Below are 1,508 nucleotides of genomic sequence, written 5' to 3'. Positions count from 1 at the left end.
GATTAAACTCATTCTCGATTAATCCAAAGATTCGCTCCCGAACCGTTTCATCCTTCGTCATCAAGGAATACTCCTTGGCAATGATCAGATCCGCCTTCGCCAATGCCATCTGAAGCGTGTCAATCAGCGAAGTGAAGAATGGATAGCTTGTGTACATCTTCTGCAGAACCTTCAGATTCTCCTCATTGCCCTGGTAGAAGCTCTGTAAGCCCGTACCAGACGCATACCACGCTGGCAGCAGATAACGGCTCTGAGTCCATGCAAACACCCACGGGATGGCTCTGAGATCCTCAAAACGATCACTATTCTTCCGTTTGGAAGGACGTGAACCGATATTTAGCTCTCCGACCTCCGGAAGAGGGGTTGATTCTTTGAAGAAGCTTAGGAAGTCCGGATCACGGAAGATCAGATCCTGATACTTCTTCTGTGACTCTGCCGAGATGTTAGAGGCGATATCCTCCCATTCCTTCCCGATGGACTCTTCTACGGGATAGCGAGCATTAATCTGAGCCGTAATGAGAGCGGATGTCGCTTGCTCCAAGCTCCGATAAGCGATTCCTTTTAACGAATAACGAGAGGAAATGACTTCGCCTTGTTCCGTTATTTTGATACCACCAGCAATAGTGGAGGCAGGTTGAGCCAGAATGCTGCGGTTGAGAGGCATTCCGCCTCGACCGAGCGAACCGCCTCGACCGTGGAAATATTTCAGTTTGATCTGATGTTCATTACCTGCTTCGGTAATCTTCTTGAGTGCCACCTGAAGTTCCCAGTTAGCTGTAATCGCTCCGCCGTCTTTATTGCTGTCCGAGTAACCAAGCATAATCTCTTGCAGATCATTCATCGCACTCACAGCCTCGCGATAGATCGGAAGACTGAATAGCTTGCGCATAATATCCGGCGCGGCATGCAGATCCTCAATCGTCTCAAACAAAGGCGCTGCTTGAAGTGTAGAGATGACCGTACCGTCATTATCCTTGCGGAACAAGCCTGCTTCTTTGGCAAATACCATAACCTCAAGAATATCACTAGCACCTTCCGACATACTGATCAGATAGCTAGAGATACACTTCACACCGAATTCCTGTTGTGCACGGTATACCGTTCTGTATACATCCAGACATTCCTGCGTACTGTCACTATACTCTTGATAAGGTGTAGTCAAGGGACGTGGATCATTCAACAACCCGTGAAGCAGTTCAATCTTCTCGTCCTCGCTTAAGCCTGCGTAGTCTTGAGTTACATTCATCTTGCTCAAGACCTCACTCATAGCGTTCTCATGTTCTTGGCTATGTTGTCTGATATCCAGTGTCGCTGTATGGAAGCCGAATAACTCCGCCTGACGAATAAGCTTCTGCACATAAGTGTCAGCTACGTAGTCAGCATAGTGAAAACGCAGACTGCGATCGATGATGTTCAGATCCTCAATGAATTCATCCGGCGAAGCGTAACGCTCTCCACCTGTCATGTTCTCGTTAAGTATATGGCTCATTTTCGCCAGCATATAGACT

The 1,508-nt window shown here is 47.7% G+C and carries 1 protein-coding gene; it reads right to left on the bottom strand.

All coding sequences use genetic code 11. The features are described 5' to 3' along the window. Nucleotides 1-1,508 (bottom strand): phosphoenolpyruvate carboxylase (locus ACFRAK_RS27940; protein ID WP_394573026.1); only part of this gene is annotated, 1,508 nt, incomplete at both ends.

The organism is Peribacillus sp. NPDC056705, from assembly GCF_043656335.1.
Note: the sequence above shows the minus strand (reverse complement) of the source record. Positions and strands in the feature narration are given on the sequence as shown.